A 20,778-nucleotide genomic window follows, 5' to 3' on the forward strand; every position below is an offset into this window, starting at 1 on the left:
CGGGCCGCCGCGAAGAGGTTCCAGAGAACGCTCCCGCAAAGATGCGCACTGATTTGGTGCGCAACTCGCAATTTCCGCATCTAAAAGGTGCGCTTTTGCTCGGTCCAATACTCATAAATGCCCCTGAACGCCCGCTTTTATCTCAGGCTCGCCATTTTCGGGCACTGGCATGCAATTTGCTCTCTTGTGAGGCAGGTAAGCTTGGCCGACTATCCGCGCCCAGCAACACCCTTTTTCCAGGGCAGCGGCCCACCGCGCTCTAGACCCTCCGGAGGACAACATGTCGAAGTCGGTTCAACTCATCAAAGATCATGACGTCAAGTGGATTGATCTGCGTTTCACGGACACCAAAGGCACTCAGCATCACGTGACCATGCCGGCGCGTGATGGTCTGGACGAAGACTTCTTTGAAGTCGGCAAAATGTTCGACGGTTCGTCGATTGCCGGCTGGAAAGGCATCGAAGCCTCCGACATGATCCTGATGCCGGTTGACGATACCGCTGTGCTCGACCCGTTCACCGAAGAGCCAACCCTGATCATCACCTGCGACATCGTCGACCCGTCGAGCATGCTCGGCTACGATCGCGACCCACGTGCGATCGCCAAGCGCGCTGAAGAGTACCTCAAGAGCACTGGCTTGGGTGACACCGTGTTCGCCGGTCCAGAGCCTGAGTTCTTCATCTTCGACGAAGTGAAGTTCCAGTCCGACATCTCCGGTTCGATGTTCAAGATCTTCTCCGAGCAAGGCTCGTGGATGACCGGTGCTGACATCGAAGGCGGCAACAAAGGCCACCGTCCAGGCGTCAAAGGCGGCTATTTCCCGGTACCTCCGTTCGACCACGACCACGAAATCCGTACTGCCATGTGCAATGCACTGGAAGAAATGGGTCAGATCGTTGAAGTTCACCACCACGAAGTGGCGACTGCCGGTCAGAACGAAATCGGCGTCAAGTTTAACACCCTGGTGAAGAAAGCTGACGAAGTCCAGGCCCTGAAATACGTCGTGCACAACGTTGCCGACGCTTACGGCCGCACCGCTACCTTCATGCCGAAGCCACTGTACGGTGACAACGGTTCGGGCATGCACGTGCACATGTCGATCTGGAAAGACGGCAAGAACACCTTCGCTGGCGAAGGCTATGCCGGCCTGTCCGATACCGCCCTGTACTTCATCGGCGGCATCATCAAGCACGGTAAGGCACTGAACGGCTTCACCAACCCGTCGACCAACTCCTACAAGCGTCTGGTCCCAGGTTTCGAAGCACCGGTAATGCTCGCCTACTCGGCCCGTAACCGTTCCGCCTCGATCCGTATTCCTTACGTCAGCAGCCCGAAAGCTCGCCGTATCGAAGCGCGCTTCCCGGACCCATCGGCCAACCCATACCTGGCCTTCGCAGCCCTGCTGATGGCTGGCCTGGACGGCATCCAGAACAAGATTCACCCAGGCGATGCCGCCGACAAGAACCTCTACGACCTGCCACCAGAAGAAGCCAAGGACATTCCGCAAGTCTGCGGCAGCCTGAAAGAAGCTCTGGAAGAGCTGGATAAAGGCCGTGCGTTCCTGACCAAGGGCGGCGTGTTCTCCGACGACTTCATCGATGCCTTCATCGAGCTGAAGAGCGAAGAAGAAATCAAGGTTCGCACCTTCGTACACCCGCTGGAATACGAGCTGTACTACAGCTGCTGATGTAAGCGACGCCTGTCGTCGCTAGGCATCAACTGAATACGGCCTCCCTCGGGAGGCCGTTTTCATTTCCGCCAGGCATGATTTTCAGAAGCGTCCGACTTGTGCACCTTCGGCATCACCGCACACTTGCAGCCTCCACTGGAAAAGGACCCTGAGCAGGCAGCAGCATTTTTCACCGATCAGATAGAAGGCAACAAGCTGGTGCAGTACGCGCGACTGTCGCAATGGCAGCTCGCCGGAGCGGCACCCGCACTGCCCCGTCACGACTTGCAGCGCATCATCCGCCCGCGACTGGATGGTCTGCAGGCAGATCTGCTACGCCAGTTGGCGTCCTTAAATCAAACCCGCAGCCGCCAGTGCGCGCGCGAGCTGGCACTGAGTCTGGCGCAACGTCAGGGCGATCCACTGCACCGCGTTGGCATGATCCGCGCCACCGGGCAACTGTGCGACTAGCTACGGGTCAAGATGCTCTATATTGGTGCATAGGTATGCCGAACGCTCCGCCATGCACCCCAATATGGTTCAAGTGAAACGTTTCATCGGCATTTTTTGGCCTGCAATAGCGCATGAACAGGGCTTTTTCCGGCAATTGCGCTTCTTTTCGGAGCCTTGGTTTGTTTCTTGCATTTTCAAACCATCACGCGGATCACCAGCGCGCCCGCCCTTGGCTCAGCCAACGGCGACCCATGTGCCAAAAGAGGTCGACGACGCCCCATGACCATCAGCGATGCGCAGCACCGTCTACTCTTGGACAACCTGACCACAGCGACCCTGCTGCTCAATGCCGAACTGCGCCTGGAGTACATGAATCCGGCCGCGGAGATGCTGCTGGCGGTCAGCGGTCAGCGCAGTCATGGGCAGTTCATCAGCGAGCTGTTCACCGAGTCGACCGAGGCGCTCAACTCGCTGCGCCAGGCCGTTGAACAGGCTCACCCGTTCACCAAGCGCGAAGCGCAACTGACCTCGCTGACCGGGCAAAGCATCACCGTCGATTACGCGGTTACGCCGATCCTGCATCAAGGCCAGACCTTGCTGCTGCTCGAGGTGCACCCGCGTGACCGGCTATTGCGTATCACCAAGGAAGAGGCCCAGCTGTCCAAGCAGGAAACCACCAAGATGCTGGTGCGTGGCCTCGCCCATGAAATAAAGAATCCGCTGGGCGGCATTCGTGGCGCGGCGCAGTTGCTGGCCCGTGAACTACCCAATGATGGCCTGCGTGATTACACCAACGTAATCATCGAAGAAGCCGACCGCCTGCGTAACCTGGTCGACCGCATGCTCGGCTCAAACAAGCTGCCGTCGCTGGCGATGACCAACATTCACGAAGTGCTGGAGCGCGTCTGCAGCCTGGTCGAGGCCGAAAGCCAAGGCTGCATCACTTTGGTGCGTGATTACGACCCGAGCCTACCGGACGTGTTGATCGACCGCGAGCAGATGATCCAGGCCGTACTTAACATCGTGCGCAACGCAATGCAGGCGATCAGCAGCCAGAACGAATTGCGCCTGGGCCGCATCAGCCTGCGCAGCCGCGCCGTGCGCCAGTTCACCATTGGCCACATCCGTCATCGCCTGGTAGCCCGCGTCGAAATCACCGACAACGGCCCCGGCATCCCGGCGGAACTGCAGGACACCCTTTTCTATCCCATGGTCAGCGGGCGCCCGGACGGTACCGGCCTCGGCCTGGCCATCACCCAGAACATCATCAGCCAGCACCAGGGCCTGATCGAGTGTGAGAGCCATGCCGGCCACACCACCTTCTCGATCTTCCTGCCTCTGGAACAAGGAGCCACTGCCCCATGAGCCGAAGTGAAACCGTGTGGATCGTCGACGATGATCGCTCCATCCGCTGGGTCCTGGAAAAAGCCCTGCAACAGGAGGGCATGACCACCCAGAGCTTTGACAGCGCTGACGGAGTCATGGGTCGCCTGGCACGGCAGCAGCCAGACGTGATCATTTCCGACATTCGCATGCCGGGCGCCAGCGGCCTGGACCTGCTGGCGCAGATTCGCGAACAACATCCGCGCTTGCCGGTGATCATCATGACCGCGCATTCGGACCTGGACAGTGCGGTAGCCTCCTATCAAGGCGGCGCTTTCGAGTACCTGCCCAAGCCGTTCGACGTTGACGAGGCGGTCTCGCTGGTCAAGCGGGCCAACCAACATGCTCAGGAGCAGCAAGGCCTGCATGTCGCGCCGACGCTGACGCGCACGCCGGAGATCATTGGCGAAGCGCCGGCGATGCAGGAAGTATTCCGCGCCATCGGCCGCCTCAGCCACTCCAACATCACCGTGTTGATCAACGGTGAGTCGGGTACCGGTAAAGAGTTGGTTGCCCACGCCCTGCACCGTCACAGCCCAAGGGCTGCTTCGCCGTTCATTGCGTTGAACATGGCGGCGATCCCCAAGGATCTGATGGAGTCAGAGCTGTTCGGCCATGAGAAAGGCGCCTTTACCGGCGCTGCCAACCTGCGCCGTGGCCGCTTCGAGCAGGCCGACGGCGGCACGTTGTTCCTCGACGAAATCGGCGACATGCCAGCCGACACCCAGACCCGCCTGCTGCGGGTATTGGCTGACGGTGAGTTCTACCGCGTGGGCGGGCATATCCCGGTCAAGGTCGATGTACGCATCATTGCCGCAACGCACCAGAACCTGGAAACCCTGGTCCAGGCGGGCAAATTCCGTGAGGACTTGTTTCACCGCCTGAACGTGATCCGCATCCATATTCCGCGACTGTCCGACCGCCGTGAGGATATCCCCACGCTCGCCAGGCACTTCCTCGGCCGAGCGGCGCAAGAGCTGTCGGTCGAGCCAAAGCTGCTCAAGCCGGAAACCGAAGAGTTCATGCGCAACCTGCCGTGGCCGGGCAACGTGCGCCAGCTGGAGAACACCTGCCGCTGGATCACGGTAATGGCCTCTAGCCGCGAAGTGCTGGTGGGTGACCTGCCGCCGGAGCTGCTCAACCTGCCGCAGGATGCTGCGCCGGTAACCAACTGGGAGCAGGCACTGCGCCAGTGGGCGGATCAGGCGTTGGCGCGGGGGCAGTCCAACCTGCTCGACAGCGCGGTGCCGAGTTTCGAGCGGATCATGATCGAGACCGCACTCAAGCATACCGCCGGGCGTCGGCGTGATGCTGCGGTGTTGCTGGGTTGGGGGCGTAACACCCTGACCCGCAAGATCAAAGAACTGGGGATGAAGATCGACGGCGGCGATGAGGATGACGGCGACGATCATTGATCCACACCTGACGCCATACACGCCGGGCCGCATAGCGGCCTTTTTTGACCGGTCCATCGCGCCCCCTGCAGGAGCGGCCTTGTGTCGCGAAAGTGCTGCGTAGCGGCCCCAGGATCTGCGCAACGCCACAGAATCGCCGGGCCAGCTTCGCTGGCCTTTCCGACCGGTCCGGCGCCCCGGCAAGGCCGCTCCCACAGGGACCGCGCTCGGTTGGGGATCGGCGCAGTCTTTACCATGCACCGAGATCGTGCTCAACGCACCGCCGCAAGGCAAAAACAACCTCAAAACCCGGCCGAATCACCCGCAAAACCCAACAAACACTGCTTTTACAAACCTGGCACGCCCCCTGCAATAGCTATTGCACAACCAGTTTCGGGGGCCCTGGTACAGGCAGGCCGGGTGACCCCTATTTTATTCGCAAGTCGAGCAAGTTCTGGGGACCTCGGTACAGGCAGGCCGGGAATCCCCTCTTTTATTAGTGCAGCCTCACCTGCACACGCCAACGTCCCGCGTCCTCTGCAGCGCTCCATTCGCCCTGCAGGGGGCGCGCGGCCACCACCGTCAGCAGCAAGCCCTTGTCGCTGTTCTGCAAACGCCAGCCGACCGGCTTCTCCTCCAGCATCAGTTGCCCGCGCTGCGCCTTGCCCTTCGCTTCGAACAAAATCGCCACCGTACCTTCGACGTTCTCGCCATGCAGCTTTGGCTCTTCGTTGAACCACAGGTCAAGCCCGCCCTGCACTACCCCGATCTGCTCCAGCAAACGCTCTTCCGGCGTGGTCAGGCGGCCGATCATCAAGCCGACCATCACCCCGACGATGGCCAGCGACAGCATTACCCGCGGGAACGCTTTCGAACGCTGATCCGGTTCAGGGGTAGAATGCTCGTCATCTTCACGCTTGGAGCCGTGCATGTTTCACGTCATCCTTTTTCAACCAGAAATTCCGCCGAATACCGGCAATATCATCCGCCTGTGTGCCAACAGCGGCTGCGCCTTGCACCTGATCGAGCCGATCAGCTTCGAGCTGGACGACAAGCGCCTGCGCCGGGCCGGGCTGGACTACCACGAGTATGCCACGCTCAAGCGCCACGAGAGCCTGGCGGCGTGCCTGGAAAGCCTCGGCCAGCCGCGTCTGTTCGCCTTCACCACCAAGGGCTCGCACCCGTTTCACGAGGTTGCCTACCAACCAGGCGATGCCTTCCTGTTCGGCCCGGAAAGCCGCGGCCTGCCGGCCGAGGTACTCGACCCCCTGCCCACCGAGCAAAAGCTGCGCCTGCCAATGCGCCCGGGCTGCCGCAGCCTGAACCTGTCCAACACCGTGGCAGTGACGGTGTATGAAGCCTGGCGCCAGCAGGGCTTTGTCTGAGCCACAAAAAAAGCGCCCAACAGGGCGCTTTTCTCGGTCTGGCAGCCGTGCTTATTGCAGCGACGGTGCCTCGCCAGCGGCCTGCATGCGCTCCATTTCCTGCGCGTACAGGGCGTCGAAGTTCACTGGCGACAGCATCAGCGCCGGGAACGAGCCGCGGGTTACCAGGCTGTCCAGGGTTTCGCGAGCGTACGGGAACAGGATGTTCGGGCAGAACGCGCCGAGGGTGTGGCTCATGGAAGCCGGGTCGAGGTTCTTGATCAGGAAGATACCAGCCTGTTGCACTTCCGCGATGAAAGCCACTTCGTCACCGTTCTTGACGGTCACCGACAGGGTCAGCACGACTTCATGGAAGTCGCCTTCGAGGGCTTTCTGACGGGTATTGAGGTCCAGCGAAACAGCCGGCTCCCACTGCTGACGGAAGATCTGCGGGCTCTTCGGTGCTTCGAAAGACAGATCGCGCACGTAGATACGCTGCATGGAGAATTGTGCTGCGTTGTCGTCAGTGGCAGCGCCGTTGTTCTGTTGCTCAGTCATGGCTGATCCTAATCCTAATGGGTTGAATGCGGTGTGATTCAGGCCGCGAGGAGGCTGTCGAGCTTGCCCGCGCGCTCGAGGGCGTACAAGTCATCGCAACCACCGACGTGGGTGCTGCCGATCCAGATCTGCGGTACCGAGGTACGGCCGGCCTTCTGGCTCATTTCGGCGCGAACCTGGGGCTTGCCGTCGACCTTGATTTCCTCGAACGGCACGCCTTTGCTTTGCAGCAGTTGCTTGGCGCGGATGCAGAACGGGCAGTAGTCGCTGGAATAGACGATGACGGGCTTCATATCACTTCACCAGGGGCAGGTTATCGGCTTTCCAGCTGGAAATGCCACCGCTGAGCTTGGCCGCGGTGTAACCAGCTTTGAGCAGTTCACGGCAATGGGTACCGGATTGCTGACCCATGCTGTCGACCACGATCAGGGTCTTGTCTTTATGCTTTTCCAGCTCGGCCATACGGCTGGCGAGCTTGTCTTGCGGGATGTTCAGGGCGCCAACGATGTGGCCGGCCGCGAATTCCTTGCTGGTGCGGATGTCGAGCACCACGCCTTTGTCGGCGTTGACCAGCGCAGTCAGCTGGCCGTTGCTCAGGCTCTGGCCGCCACGACGGATTTCATTGAGCAACAGCAGGATCAGCAGAACAAAGAAAATCGCCACCAGAATCAAGTGGTTTGTGGCAAATGTAATCAGGTTAGCAACCATCAGGTGTGTTCCACGCGATTGAAAATGTCGGCCAGTATACACAGCAGCCAAGGCCCACCAAAGCCCGCCCGCCGGGCAGGCGTGCAGCATTCATCTGCAAACGTTACAGCGCCAGTCGGCAAACACGATGAATTTTCGCCTGGGGTGGCGCATTTGCCCTAAAATCTGGTCTTTATCATCTTCTGGCAACCGTGAGTGCGATTGATGACGAACACGCCCAAACCTCTGGTCCTGATCATCCTTGATGGTTTCGGCCATAGCGAACACCCTGAACACAACGCCATCTTTGCCGCGAATACGCCGGTCTACGATCGCCTTCGCGCTACCCAGCCGAACGGCTTGATCTCGGGCTCGGGCATGGACGTCGGCCTGCCTGACGGGCAGATGGGCAACTCCGAAGTCGGCCACATGAACCTCGGCGCTGGCCGCGTGGTGTACCAGGACTTCACCCGGGTGACCAAGGCCATCCGCGATGGCGAGTTCTTCACCAATCCGGTGCTCTGCGATGCAGTCGACAAGGCTGTCGGTGCCGGTAAGGCCGTGCACATCCTCGGCCTGCTCTCCGACGGTGGGGTACACAGTCACCAGGATCACCTGATCGCCATGGCCGAACTGGCCGCGCAGCGCGGCGCCGAAAAGATCTACCTGCACGCGTTTCTCGATGGCCGCGACACGCCGCCACGCAGCGCACAGTCGTCGCTGGAGCTGGTCGATGCTGCCTTTGCCAAGCTGGGTAAAGGCCGTATCGCCAGCCTCATCGGCCGCTACTTCGCAATGGACCGCGATAACCGCTGGGACCGCGTCGCTGCGGCCTACAACCTGATCGTCGATTCCAGTGCCGACCACACTGCGGCTAGCGCCGTGGAAGGGCTTGAAGCGGCCTACGCGCGCGGCGAGAGCGATGAATTCGTCAAGGCCACGCGGATTGGCGAAGCGGTCACTGTCGAAGATGGCGATGCGGTGATCTTCATGAACTTCCGTGCCGACCGCGCCCGCGAACTGTCGCGGGTGTTCGTCGAGCCTGACTTCAACGAGTTTGCCCGCACCCGCCAGCCAAAAGTGGCAGCCTTCATCGGCCTGACCCAGTACTCGGCGAAGATCCCCGCGCCGGCAGCCTTCGTCCCGGCCAGCCTGGACAACGTGCTTGGCGAATACCTGGCAAAAAACGGCAAGACCCAACTGCGGATTGCCGAAACCGAGAAGTACGCCCACGTCACCTTCTTCTTCTCCGGTGGCCGCGAAGAGCCGTTCGAAGGCGAAGAACGTATCCTCATCCCGTCGCCCAAGGTTGCTACCTATGACCTGCAGCCCGAGATGAACGCACCCGAGGTCACCGACCGCATCGTCGAAGCGATCGAGCAGCAGCGCTACGACGTGATCGTGGTCAACTACGCCAATGGCGACATGGTCGGCCATACGGGTGTGTTTGCCGCTGCGGTCAAAGCCGTCGAGGCACTCGACACCTGCGTCGGGCGCATTGTCGATGCCCTGGACAAAGTCGGTGGCGAAGCACTGATCACCGCCGACCACGGTAACGTCGAGCAGATGGAAGACGAGAGCACCGGCCAGGCGCATACCGCTCACACCACCGAGCCCGTGCCATTCATCTACGTCGGCAAGCGCCAGCTCAAGGTGCGCAAAGGCGGCGTGCTGGCCGATGTAGCACCGACCATGCTGACCTTGCTCGGCCTGGAAATCCCGGCAGAAATGACCGGGACTTCGATTCTGGTCGAATAAACCGCCCGCTACACCGCTGTTTCCAGACAAACGCCCCGCTGCAGATGCCGCGGGGCGTTTTGTTTGCAGGCCCAGGCGGGCATACTAGGCCAGTCTCCATCCCTGGTACGCCCACTCCATGTTCCGCGCCCTGATCCTTCTCGCCCTGTCATGCCTGCTCAGCCCGGCCTTTGCCGATGAGCGCGCACAGACCCAGCAACAACTGGATGCCACCCGCCAGGACATCGCCGAGCTCAAGAAGATGCTGGGCAAGCTCCAGGAAGAAAAATCCGGTGTGCAAAAAGACCTGAAGAGCACCGAAACCGACATCGGTAACCTGGAAAAGCAGGTGGAGGCCCTGCAGCAAGAACTAAAAAAGACCGAGGGCGAACTGGAGCGCCTTGATACCGAGAAAAAAAAACTCCAGTCCGCCCGCACTGAACAACAAGGCCTGATTGCCAGTCAGGCCCGCTCGGCCTATCAGAACAACGGCCGCGAGGAATACCTGAAACTGCTGCTCAACCAGCAGAACCCAGAGAAATTCGCCCGCACCCTCACCTATTACGATTACCTGAGCAAGGCGCGTATGGAGCAGTTGCGCGTGTTCAACGAGACCCTGCGTCAATTGGCCAATGTCGAGAAGGACATTGCCAGCCAGCAGGCACAGTTGCTCGCCCAGAGCGGCAACCTCGACAGCCGCCGGCAGGAGCTCGAAGCCGAGCGCGACAAGCGCAAGGCGGTATTGGCCAAGCTCAACAGCGACTTGAAGCAGCGCGACCAGAAGCTGCAAGCCCGCGAGCAGGACCAGGCCGAGCTGGGCAAGGTGCTCAAGACCATCGAAGAAACCCTCGCGCGCCAGGCCCGCGAAGCTGAAGAGGCGCGGCAAAAAGCCCTGATCGCTCAGCGCGAAGCCGAACAACGCCGCCAGCAGGAGGCCTTGGCCGCACGCCAGGCCCCAGCCGAGGCGCCGGCCGAGCCACCGAAAAAGGCCCTGACCACCCTCGGTCCGATGGTTTCCGGCGATGGCGCCAGCTATGGCGGTGCATTTTCTGCAGCGCGGGGCAAACTTCCATGGCCAGTCAATGGTCGATTGCTGGCACGCTTCGGTGATGCCCGTGGTGGTGATGCCCGCGCCAAATGGGATGGCGTGATGATCAGCGCCAGCAGTGGCACCCAGGTTCGCGCAGTGCACGGCGGCCGAGTGGTATTTGCCGATTGGTTGCGTGGGGCTGGACTTCTGGTCATTCTCGACCATGGTAATGGCTATCTGAGCTTGTATGGCCACAATCAACGCCTGCTCAAGAGCGCCGGTGATGTGGTCAAGGCTGGGGAAGCCATATCCACCGTGGGTGACAGCGGTGGCCAGGAAAGCGCAGGTCTGTACTTTGCCATTCGTCAGCAGGGCCGCCCGAGCGACCCGGCGCAATGGTGTCGTGGCTAGGCATTTCAACTTATTTATGGTGGCTGCACCGAGGCTCCTGCGGGAGCGCCAACAGGATCAGGAGTTCGTTCGACATGCTGCACTCGCCTCGCCTCACCCAACTGGCCCTGACCGTCGCCCTGGCGATCGGCGCGCCCCTGGCCCATGCCGCCGAGCCGGCCAAGCCAGCCGCAACGCCAGCTCCCGAGGCCACGGCGAAGTCGCCGCTGCCGCTGGAAGAGCTGCGCACCTTTGCCGAAGTCATGGACCGCATCAAAGCGGCATATGTCGAACCGGTGGACGACAAGACCCTGCTGGAGAACGCCATCAAGGGCATGCTCAGCAACCTTGACCCGCACTCGGCCTACCTCGGCCCGGAAGACTTCCAGGAACTGCAGGAAAGCACCAGCGGCGAATTCGGCGGCCTGGGCATCGAAGTGGGCATGGAAGACGGTTTCGTCAAAGTTGTCTCGCCAATCGACGACACCCCGGCGTCGCGTGCCGGTATCGAAGCCGGCGACCTGATCGTCAAGATCAACGGCGCGCCGACCCGTGGCCAGAGCATGACCGAAGCGGTCGACAAGATGCGCGGCAAGATCGGCGACAAGATCACCCTGACCCTGGTCCGCGATGGCGGCACGCCGTTTGACGTGACCCTCGCCCGTGCGGTCATTCAGGTCAAGAGCGTCAAGAGCCAGCTGCTGGAAAGCGGCTACGGTTATATCCGCATCACCCAGTTCCAGGTCAAGACCGGCGAAGAAGTCGGCAAGGCCCTGGCCAAGCTGCGCAAGGACAACGGCAAGAAGCTGCGCGGGGTCGTGCTCGACCTGCGCAACAACCCCGGCGGCGTGTTGCAGTCGGCGGTCGAAGTGGCCGACCACTTCCTGACCAAAGGTTTGATCGTCTACACCAAAGGCCGCATCGCCAACTCCGAGCTGCGCTTCTCGGCCGACCCGGCCGACGCCAGTGAAGGCGTACCGCTGGTGGTGCTGATCAACGGCGGCAGTGCCTCGGCTTCGGAGATCGTCGCCGGCGCCCTGCAAGACCAGAAGCGCGGCGTGCTGATGGGCACCGACAGCTTCGGTAAAGGATCGGTGCAGACTGTGCTGCCGCTGGCCAACGACCGCGCCCTGAAGCTCACCACCGCGCTGTACTTCACCCCCAACGGCCGCTCGATCCAGGCCCAGGGCATCGTCCCCGATATCGAAGTGCGCCAGGCCAAGCTCACTGCCGAGGCCGACACCGAGAACTTCAAGGAAGCCGACCTGCAAGGTCACCTCGGCAACGGCAACGGCGGCGCCGACCGCCCGACCGGCAGCAGCAAGCGCAAAGAGCGCCCGCAGGATGATGACTTCCAGCTGAGCCAGGCACTGAGCCTGCTCAAAGGCCTGAACATCACCAAGGGCGAATGATCCGCTGATGCGTTATCTGCTGTTGACCTTGTTCTGCCTGCTGACCGGCGCCGCCCATGCGGCGCCGGCCAAGGCTTACATGAGCATCATCATCGACGACCTTGGCCAGAGCATCGAGCGCGACCAGCGCACCCTTGCCCTGCCCGGCCCGGTGACCATGGCAGTGATGCCTGATACCCCGCACGCCAGCGACTTCGCCCGCCAGGCCCATAAAGCCGGCAAGACGGTGATCCTGCACATGCCGATGGACCCGGCCACCGGCCCATATGCCTGGCACCCCGGCCTACCGACCGAAGAGCTCGCCCGGCGCCTCGACGCAGCGTTGCTCAAGGTGCCGTTTGCCGCAGGCGTGAACAATCATATGGGCAGCCGCATGACCGCTGAGCCAACTGCCATGGCCTGGTTGATGGCTGAGTTGCAGCGCCGTGACCTGTTCTTCGTCGACAGCCGCACCAGTGCCGCTACCGTGGCTGCCGCCAAGGCGCAGGAAGACTGCCTGGCACACGTGTCACGGGATGTATTTCTGGACGACGTGCGCACCAGCGAAGCCATCACCGCTCAGTTGCGTGAAGGCGTCGAGCTGGCCCGCAGGCAGGGCTCTGCTGTGCTGATTGGCCACCCTTACGCACAAACGCTGGAGGTTCTGGAAAGAGAAATGCCCCGGCTCAAGAGCCAGGGCATCGAACTGATAGAGCTGCGCCAGATGATCGCCGTGCGCAGCAATCTGGCCATGCCTGCACATGGCAAGCAAGGCCGCTACAGCAATCGCTGAAGCCTACTCGAACGGGATGATGCCGAGCACATCGGCCTTGGTCAGCTTGCCGCGGTAGATCTCCAATACCTCACTGTTCTGCGCTGCACGTAATTGAGCGTCGCGGCCCAACGCGCGCTGCGCCCAGGTTTTGAGGTGCCCGGCGACAAAATCAAGGTCAGCTGCGCCCTCGCTGGCGTAGTGGAAATGCGCCTCCCACAAGCCAATGCCTCGACCATGTCCGGACACGGCCAGCCGCTTGATTTCATAGATATCCAGGTAGTCGTTGCGCGGCAGCGGTCTGCGTTTGACGGTGCGTACAATAGTCAGTTGTTTCTGCTCGTGCAGGTACTTGAGCGCTCGTGCCGTTGGGTGAGTGGTGTTGAAGTAGATCGATCTGAGCAAGTCATCCTGGGTCGCCTGCAATGACTCGATGCCCGTTTCAAGGTCTTCATACAACGCTGCATCGCCTTCGCTGCGAGGCAGTGCTGCGAGCACCTCGCTGAGTTTTTCGCGGTGCAGCTCCAATACCGTGCTCAAGCCCAACGGCTCGTCAGATGAAACATAGCGCCGAGCGATCTTGACCACCGAATCCATCTCGTCCAACAGCGCGCGTCCGCGTCGGCGGACACTGGCAAGCCCTTGCGTCGATGGGGAAGCTACGTCGAGCGGGTTGGACTCGGCGTCTTCGACCCATGTACTGTTCTGGCGTCTGAAAGTTTTCAAAACCTTGGAGTGGGAATCTCTTTGCTGGATAACCGACTCGCCATCGACCTGCACCTCCTCTCCCACCACGCTTCGGCCACGGTGCGTGCGGACCACTCGACGTATGCCGCCACGCTTTGCATAGAGAGGCGTACGCACCCTCGGTACATCCGCCAGCTCAAGTTCACGCAGGTCGCTGGCAATCTCGATCCTGACCGAGTCCTTGAGCTTGCCCAGCGTCTGCTGGTATAGCCGCAGCTTGTCCGCTCGGATGACTCTCTTGCCCACGCTCAGCAAGTAATCAGCCATACCTGCTGCTTCCTCGTAGGCATCCATTACACCGTTCAGGACTTCCAGCCGCTCGCTCAGCGCGAGGTCCCCACCCGCCAGCTCGGCGTGCGCAGCGCCAGCACTGGCCAACGCCGGGCCGTTGAGATAGTTCTGGTACTCGTTCAAGGTCGCTTCGTCGGCCCCACCAAGGCGATCCAGACTAAGCTCGGCAAGGTCCTGCAGCATACGGAATTCAAGGTCTACCGCGTTCGCTCGCCTTGCCTCGATGATCCGATTGAGCATCTGAACCTTGGTGTCTCTGCCGCCTTCCTCGGATTTGAAATGAATCGTGCTGTCCTTTAGCGTTTCCTCGAGCAGGGCGTCGAACGGCCCGGACAGTTCGATCAACTCCTGCTCCCACACCTGCACGCCCTCAAGCGCCTTGGTGAATTCCCGATAATGCTGGATTTCGGCCTCGGTTTCCGGGAGGACCAACAGCTGCTCCCTTTGCTCCTCAATGTCTTCGTCGTTGATCATGTCCGCCAGACGGTTGTAGTAATGCGCGCAGTTCTCGACCAGGCTGCGCCGAATATCGCTGCGCTGTCCGTCCAGCACCTGATCCAGCAATGGGTCAACGGACCTGACGGCAGTAATCTCGGTCAGAATGCGATCATGCTTGCGGTCTACCTCGATCAGTCGTTTATAGCCACCGACAACACGCTCGCTGTAGCGCTTCTGAAGGCTCCTGAGCAGCGCCAACTTGCTTACTTGAACGCTGTCCAGTGATGCCTCCTGTTCCAGATCAAGGATCAGCGCCTTGTTCTCGAACTCTTGCCTGATATATTTTTCAAGGTCTCGCCGCCGTGGTTCGCTGTCCACGATCAGCGCACTTTCCTGATTCTTGAGCAGAGTAAGCTGCTGCTTCTTGGTCTCCTGCAGGCGCTGAACGCGATTACGCGGCATACCGCCATCCAAGCGCAGCCGAGCATCGATACGCCACGCTCCGAACTCGCGCAGCAGCCACGGCCCGACGGCGCCGTCCCGGCCTTCAATGCGTGCGCCTTCGGCGCTGAGCGCCACCGCGTAGATGTCCCCACGCAGCGACACATAATGCTGCCCGTCCTTGATGTACAAGCCCTGTTCAGGGCCAGCACCCAGCGGCTGGATGCCGTTGAGCGATACAGCACTGCGCATCGCCAGCAAGGCCTGCCGCCGTTGAGGAGGCAGGACATTGAAGCCCTGCCCTCCACTGAAAGAAAAGTCCAGGTTCAGGCTGGCTTGGTTGAGCACCTCGCCAGGCAGGTAAACCTTGCCTTGGACTGGGCGAGTCATCGCCGTGAATGCACCGTGGCCTGCGATTGTCGGCCCGCGCAACAGATCCAGCGGCGGTTGCTCTACGGGGACGGGCTCCTGCAACTGCGGCAACCGCGCATGCAGCAGCGCCATGCCGGCATTGAGGATCAGGTCGACAACCGCCGCTGAGCGCCCGAAGGGACTAGCTTGAGCCAACGCGGTGAGGTCATTGTCGACGCTCTTGGCCAGTTGCACCATCCAGGCCACCACTGCTACCGGCCCGCGCAGTTGCAAGGTAATCAGGTCGAACAGCAACCAGGCACCTTCACACAGAATGGCCCAACGGCTCTCGGCATTCGACACACTCTGCCGGTCAGCCAGCTCCACCAGCAGGTCGCGGTTTGCTGCATACATCTTTGCGTCGACATCAATGCGCCAAAACTGCGGCCAGAGCGCAGGCGGTTGCACGCGCTCGGGCAGGAGCGAGGAATCGAAGATCGGCACACCCAGATGCGGCTCGGTAAATCCGCCGTGCGCATACACGCTTCGAGCCTGTGGCAGGATCCACTCAAGGATGTCCTGCTGCAAGGCCATATCGGAACGAATCGCCTGCATCATCGCATCCAGACTGGCGAACTCGCACACCGAGCGCGATGCATACAACGGCCGATATAGCACAACCACCGCAGGCTCGACGCAAAACAGCACATACATTCCACGCACCAGGTCGTAGTGCTCACTGCTGGGCTCGCGCCGAAATGCGAGTGGCATCAACATGCTGCCTGGCAACTGCTTGTCATCCAGCCCCCGGCAGTAATTGACCACGGCTTGCAGCGCGGCCTCACTCAGGCTACCTGCCAGCTTTGCCTGCAAGGCACTGAACAGGAAGGAACAACGCCATTCACGCGCGAAACGACTGACGCGCAGCTCACGCTGGGCCGGCTCATCCAGGCGGTCAGCGACATACACCGGATAATGAGCACCGATGTCGACACGCTGGATAAGTGCCTTGACGTACTCGACGTTCATCCAGTCCATGATCAGTTGATCGTCCCGATGCTCGATCGCCGTCAGGGTAGCTCCGGCCAGCGAGCTCAAATTGCCTACGGCAAGCTGGGTAAGCGAAACCTTGCGCGTTTCAACCACCCCACCGCCAACACCCGCGCCCGCACCGCCTGGCACTCCCCTGGCCACGCTCAGGGTCAGCAACAGGTCATCCGCAAAGTAATTGGCGTCGATCGGATGATCACTCAACATCTGCTCACGCAAACGCTGGCTGGCGTAGCCATGCAGGTCAAGAATGCCATCAAGTGCAGCGATACCGTCGGAGTCAGCCTGCGCCAAGGCCAGCTCGAACAGGCCACACTGGTAGGCAAAGCTGTCCTCGGAAGACGCTCTATTCAGTCCTGGAGGCAGGCTCAGTTTGGTATTGCCAACGTTGGAATAGGCCGGGATGAAGAAGCTGGCAGGGTCGCTCAGCGAGGCATATGCCTGCTCAAGCGCGCCGACATCTGCCAGCAAGGCGGGGCGCAGCCGCGACAGCGTCGCCAGGAGAATATCCAGCAACATTGCCGCCTGCTGCACAAAGCAGTCGCCCTCCAACGCAAAGCGGTGCCAGGTCATGGCCTCGAAGCGGTAACGCACGCCGAGCTCGTCGGCAAGCGCAGCAGCAAACTCGTCGAACGAGTCGAATGCACGGATGATCCCCGAGGGCGCGCACCACATAAGGGACTCGCGCTCGTCCCATTGCGCCTGAATCAGCAGGTTTGGCAATGTCTCGCTGAAGGTAGCCCCGCCAATGTCCAGTTCGACCTGCACCAGATACACACCGGACGGCACATTGCCGCGTGCCAGCAGCTCGCGCACGCACTGCGCCTGCTGTTCGTCCAGCGCCTGCCAGGGCAAGTTGCAGAGTAGCGCCGATTTGAGCAGTTGCTGCAGCCAGCTCAGGTGGTCGACGCCCATGCTGCCAGTCGCCCGCCAATAGTCGACCTGGGCCTGACAGAAGTCATCTGGCAACTGCCTAACCAGTTCGTCGAAGGCTGTCTGCAGCCGCTCAGGCTTTATGACATCGCCCTCGCCGGTGGTCATGGAGTCTTCGATCGCATAAAAGCGCCTACCCGGTTCCAGGCAGAAGTACTGGGCAACGTTGTCTACCGGCGACAAGTCCAGCAACTTGCCGTCAATCAGCGCTTGCAGCACCAGGTCGACCAGCGACCGGAGAGGAAGTCCAGGTGTCATCAGCATCAGCCCTTCAGCTGAATGCATGTCAGGTCTGGCAGTCTTGAGAATGGGATGGTGTTCGATCAAGAGTTGCATGATCCGCTCAGCCGCGATCTGGCGCAGGCCAGGGCGGTTGGCGAATTGAGCAGCTACGCTGGCGTGGAAATCAAAAGCTGTTGCGGATGGGTTGCTGGGCATGGCGGCACTTTCCTGATGAGAAAAGGCTCAACCTAACGCGTAGTGGAGGGTGCTCCGGTGTTAGTTATTGCTGGGGTCGACACTGCGCCATCAGGCAGTTGGCGCAACAACGAAACAGACCCTGTCCAATGGACAAGGCCTGTTTCAAGCAAAGCTGCGCACGTGCCCTAGCTGTACACGCGGCCCAGCACCTGGCGATGGCTCTCGAACTGATCAAGCACGTCGCGAACGATCTGCTCCGGCAAGAAGCCCATCAGGTCGTACTCCTGACTACCATCGTGCAGATAGACCTCGGCGCGATAATAGCGTTGGCGCACATCGGCCTCGCCCTGCACCTGTGCCTCGTTGGGCGCCGCCAGGTAGCCGTCCAGGCTGACCTCGTAGACGAACGGGTTGCCCTCTTCCATCATCACCCGCAGGCCCATCATATTGCGCGACTGGCCTAAGCGGGTCTCGACCTCGAAACCCTGCGCCTGCAGCTGCGCTGCGGCGTCCTTGAGGGCCGGACTGACGTGTTTGTCCATGAAGCGCTGAACCACCGCCTGGGTCGGCTGCAACTCCATCGCACTGAGCCGCTCGCTGAAACCGCGACGGCCGCGCGCGGCCAGCTCGGCCCGCTCCTGCTCCAGTTGCGCGTCCTGCTTCATGGCCTTGTACAAGCCGAACATGAACAGCACCAGCACCACCGAGAACGGCAGCCCTGCGAGCACGACCATGGTCTGCATGGCGGCGAAGTTGCCGGCCAGCAGCAGGCCAATGGTTACCAGGGTGATCACCACCGACCAGAACACCACCATCCAGTGCGGCGCGTCCTCGTCGACCTGGCCGCCCTTGCACGACAGGTTGGCCATCATCACCGCGCCGGAGTCGGCCGGGGTCAGGAACAGCACGAAGCCGACGAACACCGCCACCCCAATGACGATCTTGGCTGCCGGGAAGTATTCCAGCAGTTGGTAGATCGACATCGATGGCTGCTCAAGCGCCGTCTTGCCCAGCTCCACCGCACCATGGTTAATCACCAGGTCCAGTGCGGTGTTGCCGAAGATCGACAGCCAGGCCAGGGTAAAGCCCAGCGGGATCAGCAGCACGCCGGCAACCAGCTCGCGCACGGTGCGGCCCTTTGAGATACGGGCGATGAACATGCCCACGAACGGCCCCCAGGAAATCCACCAGGCCCAGTAGAACACGGTCCACAGTCCCAACCAGCGCTCGGACTTGCCCGCTTCGTTCTCGTATACATACAAGTCGAAGGTCTTCAGCACGATGCCGTTGAGGTAGTCGCCGGTGTTCTGCACAAAGCCGTTGAGCAGGTGCAGGGTATCGCCGGCCAGCAAAACGAAGATCAGCAGACCGCTGAACAGCACGATATTCAAGTTGGACAGGCGGCGGATGCCGTTTTCCACACCCGATACCGCAGCCACCGTCGCCACCGTCGCCATGACCAGAATGACGATCAGCAGGTTAGTGTTGCTGTGCGCCATGCCGAACAGGTACTCGAGCCCCGAGGCAACCTGCATCGAGCCGATACCGAGGTTGGTCACCAGCCCCAGCAGGGTCACGAACATGCCGAAGATGTCCACCGCATGGCCGGCGCTGCCCTTGACCCAGCGCTCGCCCATCAACGGGTACAGCGCCGAACGCAAGGCCAGCGGCTGGTTGTGCCGATAGGCGAAGTAGCCGACCGCCAGGCCGACCAAGGCATAGATCGCCCAGCCATGCAGGCCCCAGTGCAGGAAGGTCAGCTGCAGGCCCTGGCGCGCCGCTTCAGCGCTGGCCGCGGTGCCTTCGGGCGGGTTGAAGTAATGATCCAGCGGCTCGGACGCACCGAAGTACAGCAGCGAGATACCGATACCCGACGAGAACAGCATGCCGGCCCAGGCACCGTAACTGAAGTCCGGTTGGTCATCCTTGCCGCCCAGCTTGAGTTTGCCGAAGCTGGAGAAGGCCAGAACGATGACGAACACCAGGTAGCCGCCAATCACCAGCATGTAATACCAGCCGAAGCTGCGCGTCAGCCAGGTCTGGGCGACGTTGAGCACTTCACCGGCGGTGTCGGGTACAGCGATAAGCAAGGCAGTCAGAACAAGGATCAGCAGCGCAGAGGTGATGAACACCACGTTGTTGACCCGGACCCTCTCGGCGGGGGGTTTGGTTAGGGAGGCAGAACTCATTGCACGAATGCTCCGGGCAGTGCTGGGGTGGAGGCTAATCAGTCAATCCCGTGCAATTGGTCAATTAATGCCACTGCGACAGGTGTTATAAAAGCACTCAGGAAAACCGTGATCCCGTAGCGAAACGATGCACAACTACAGAGCCAAGCCCCGCTCCGAGGGCCCTGCGCGCAGTCTCGCGACCGCTCGGCAGATTCTGTATCGCGCAGCGCCCATGCCCGTCAACGCCTTGTATTCCGGGGGTTGCACGTTTTTTCTGGGTGCCAATCGATGCCTTCTCGACAGCCTTAAACAACTGTCAATGGCACAAATTGTCGCAGAGCTTATTCTTTATTGATTGAACGTTCAATCAAAACAAAATAGACTGGCCTTCGCCGAGGCAGCCGCTTGTCGTCTGCCCGCAGGCCTGAGGAGATTTGCCAGATGCCCAAGGTCGGTATGCAACCCATTCGCCGTCAGCAGTTGATCGAAGCCACCCTGCAGGCGGTCGATCAGGTCGGTCTGGGAGATGCCAGCATTGCGCTGATCGCCCGTTTGGCTGGAGTGTCGAACGGCATCATCAGTCACTACTTTCAGGACAAGAACGGCCTGATCGCAGCGACCATGCGCCACCTCATGAACGCGTTGAGCGAAGGCACCGTCGCACGTCGACTAGCCCTCACCGACGACAGCCCGCGGGCGCACCTCAGAGTCATCGTCGAGGGCAACTTCGACGCCAGCCAGGTCAGCGGCCCGGCAATGAAAACCTGGTTGGCCTTCTGGGCCGCCAGCATGCACCAGCCGTCCTTGCACAGGTTGCAGCGGATCAACGATCACCGCCTTTATTCCAACCTGTGCTGTCAGTTTCGCCGCGTCCTGCCGCTCTACCATGCGCGCAAGGCCGCCCGCGGCTTGGCAGCCTTGATCGACGGCCTGTGGTTGCGTGGCGCGCTCTCGGGCGACGCGTTCGATACCGAGCAGGCAATTCGGATTGCCTACGAATACATGGATTTACAACTGGCTAAGCAGCACGCCCTGGATACAACGCCCCAGGCTGCTGAACAATCGCACGCAGCGACTGCCTCACTAGCAGGAGCGCAACGCGGCTAGC

16 protein-coding genes are annotated in these 20,778 nt (G+C 61.0%); 10 read left to right on the forward strand and 6 right to left on the reverse strand.

Annotated elements, in window-relative coordinates; translation table 11 throughout:
- The first annotated feature begins 280 nt into the window (after positions 1 to 280).
- The 4 genes from glnA (at position 281) to ntrC (ending at position 4,920) form a co-directional block, all read left to right on the forward strand.
- Complete coding sequence (gene glnA / locus HU736_RS15730; protein WP_101315620.1) at positions 281 to 1,687, forward strand: type I glutamate--ammonia ligase; 1,407 nt, start codon at positions 281 to 283, stop codon at positions 1,685 to 1,687.
- 99 nt (positions 1,688 to 1,786) lie between these two features.
- Positions 1,787 to 2,140 carry a chorismate mutase family protein gene (locus HU736_RS15735; protein WP_186701222.1) on the forward strand — a complete coding sequence of 118 codons (354 nt, stop codon included), beginning with the start codon at positions 1,787 to 1,789 and terminating at the stop codon, positions 2,138 to 2,140.
- 261 nt (positions 2,141 to 2,401) lie between these two features.
- Complete coding sequence (gene glnL, locus HU736_RS15740) at positions 2,402 to 3,487, forward strand: nitrogen regulation protein NR(II) (RefSeq protein ID WP_101315616.1); 1,086 nt, start codon at positions 2,402 to 2,404, stop codon at positions 3,485 to 3,487.
- Positions 3,484 to 4,920, forward strand: a complete 1,437-nt coding sequence (ntrC, locus tag HU736_RS15745) for a nitrogen regulation protein NR(I) (RefSeq protein ID WP_101315613.1) — start codon at positions 3,484 to 3,486, stop codon at positions 4,918 to 4,920. The genes glnL and ntrC overlap by 4 nt, the downstream gene beginning before the upstream one ends.
- A 475-nt stretch (positions 4,921 to 5,395) precedes the next feature.
- Here ntrC and HU736_RS15750 read toward each other — a convergent pair whose 3' ends face one another.
- On the reverse strand, positions 5,396 to 5,830 hold the full coding sequence (locus HU736_RS15750) for a hypothetical protein (RefSeq protein WP_186701223.1): 435 nt from the start codon (positions 5,828 to 5,830) through the stop codon (positions 5,396 to 5,398).
- Here HU736_RS15750 and trmL point away from each other — a divergent pair.
- On the forward strand, positions 5,829 to 6,284 hold the full coding sequence (gene trmL / locus HU736_RS15755; protein ID WP_186701224.1) for a tRNA (uridine(34)/cytosine(34)/5-carboxymethylaminomethyluridine(34)-2'-O)-methyltransferase TrmL: 456 nt from the start codon (positions 5,829 to 5,831) through the stop codon (positions 6,282 to 6,284). The two genes, HU736_RS15750 and trmL, sit on opposite strands and share 2 nt — an antisense overlap.
- A 51-nt stretch (positions 6,285 to 6,335) precedes the next feature.
- Here the strand turns inward: trmL and secB are convergent, their stop codons facing one another.
- Genes secB through HU736_RS15770 form a run of 3 tightly spaced genes read right to left on the reverse strand, consistent with a single transcriptional unit; the run spans position 6,336 to position 7,529 of the window.
- Positions 6,336 to 6,821, reverse strand: a complete 486-nt coding sequence (gene secB / locus HU736_RS15760; RefSeq protein ID WP_103435737.1) for a protein-export chaperone SecB — start codon at positions 6,819 to 6,821, stop codon at positions 6,336 to 6,338.
- Positions 6,822 to 6,859: 38 nt separating this feature from the next.
- Positions 6,860 to 7,114: a glutaredoxin 3 gene (gene grxC, locus HU736_RS15765; RefSeq protein WP_101315605.1), complete on the reverse strand. Its 255-nt coding sequence runs from the start codon at positions 7,112 to 7,114 to the stop codon at positions 6,860 to 6,862.
- A 1-nt stretch (position 7,115) separates the two neighbouring features.
- Entirely contained in the window at positions 7,116 to 7,529 is a 414-nt protein-coding gene (locus HU736_RS15770; RefSeq protein WP_103435736.1) for a rhodanese-like domain-containing protein, read from the reverse strand.
- Positions 7,530 to 7,733: 204 nt separating this feature from the next.
- Between HU736_RS15770 and gpmI the strand changes: the two genes are divergently transcribed.
- The 4 genes from gpmI (at position 7,734) to HU736_RS15790 (ending at position 12,849) form a co-directional block, all read left to right on the forward strand.
- Positions 7,734 to 9,266 (forward strand): 2,3-bisphosphoglycerate-independent phosphoglycerate mutase, encoded by a 1,533-nt coding sequence (gpmI, locus tag HU736_RS15775; RefSeq protein WP_186701225.1) that lies wholly within the window; start codon positions 7,734 to 7,736, stop codon positions 9,264 to 9,266.
- Positions 9,267 to 9,384: 118 nt separating this feature from the next.
- A complete protein-coding gene (locus HU736_RS15780) occupies positions 9,385 to 10,686 on the forward strand; it encodes a murein hydrolase activator EnvC family protein (protein ID WP_103435734.1) in 1,302 nt (433 codons plus the stop codon).
- Between the two features lie 74 nt (positions 10,687 to 10,760).
- The gene (locus tag HU736_RS15785; RefSeq protein WP_101315598.1) at positions 10,761 to 12,077 is read left to right on the forward strand and encodes a S41 family peptidase; all 1,317 of its coding nucleotides are present in this window, start codon (positions 10,761 to 10,763) and stop codon (positions 12,075 to 12,077) included.
- 7 nt (positions 12,078 to 12,084) lie between these two features.
- Positions 12,085 to 12,849: a divergent polysaccharide deacetylase family protein gene (locus HU736_RS15790; protein ID WP_101315596.1), complete on the forward strand. Its 765-nt coding sequence runs from the start codon at positions 12,085 to 12,087 to the stop codon at positions 12,847 to 12,849.
- Positions 12,850 to 12,852: 3 nt separating this feature from the next.
- On the opposite strand, the gene HU736_RS15795 is transcribed toward HU736_RS15790, so the two are convergent.
- Both HU736_RS15795 and betT read right to left on the reverse strand, forming a co-directional pair.
- A complete protein-coding gene (locus tag HU736_RS15795) occupies positions 12,853 to 17,517 on the reverse strand; it encodes a dermonecrotic toxin domain-containing protein (RefSeq protein ID WP_186701226.1) in 4,665 nt (1,554 codons plus the stop codon).
- Between the two features lie 167 nt (positions 17,518 to 17,684).
- A complete protein-coding gene (betT, locus tag HU736_RS15800) occupies positions 17,685 to 19,688 on the reverse strand; it encodes a choline BCCT transporter BetT (protein WP_189691812.1) in 2,004 nt (667 codons plus the stop codon).
- 423 nt (positions 19,689 to 20,111) lie between these two features.
- On the opposite strand from betT, the gene betI reads away from it, so the two are divergent.
- On the forward strand, positions 20,112 to 20,777 hold the full coding sequence (betI, locus tag HU736_RS15805; RefSeq protein ID WP_186701227.1) for a transcriptional regulator BetI: 666 nt from the start codon (positions 20,112 to 20,114) through the stop codon (positions 20,775 to 20,777).
- Position 20,778 lies beyond the last annotated feature (1 nt).

The organism is Pseudomonas shirazensis (assembly GCF_014268785.2).
Classification (GTDB): domain Bacteria; phylum Pseudomonadota; class Gammaproteobacteria; order Pseudomonadales; family Pseudomonadaceae; genus Aquipseudomonas; species Aquipseudomonas shirazensis.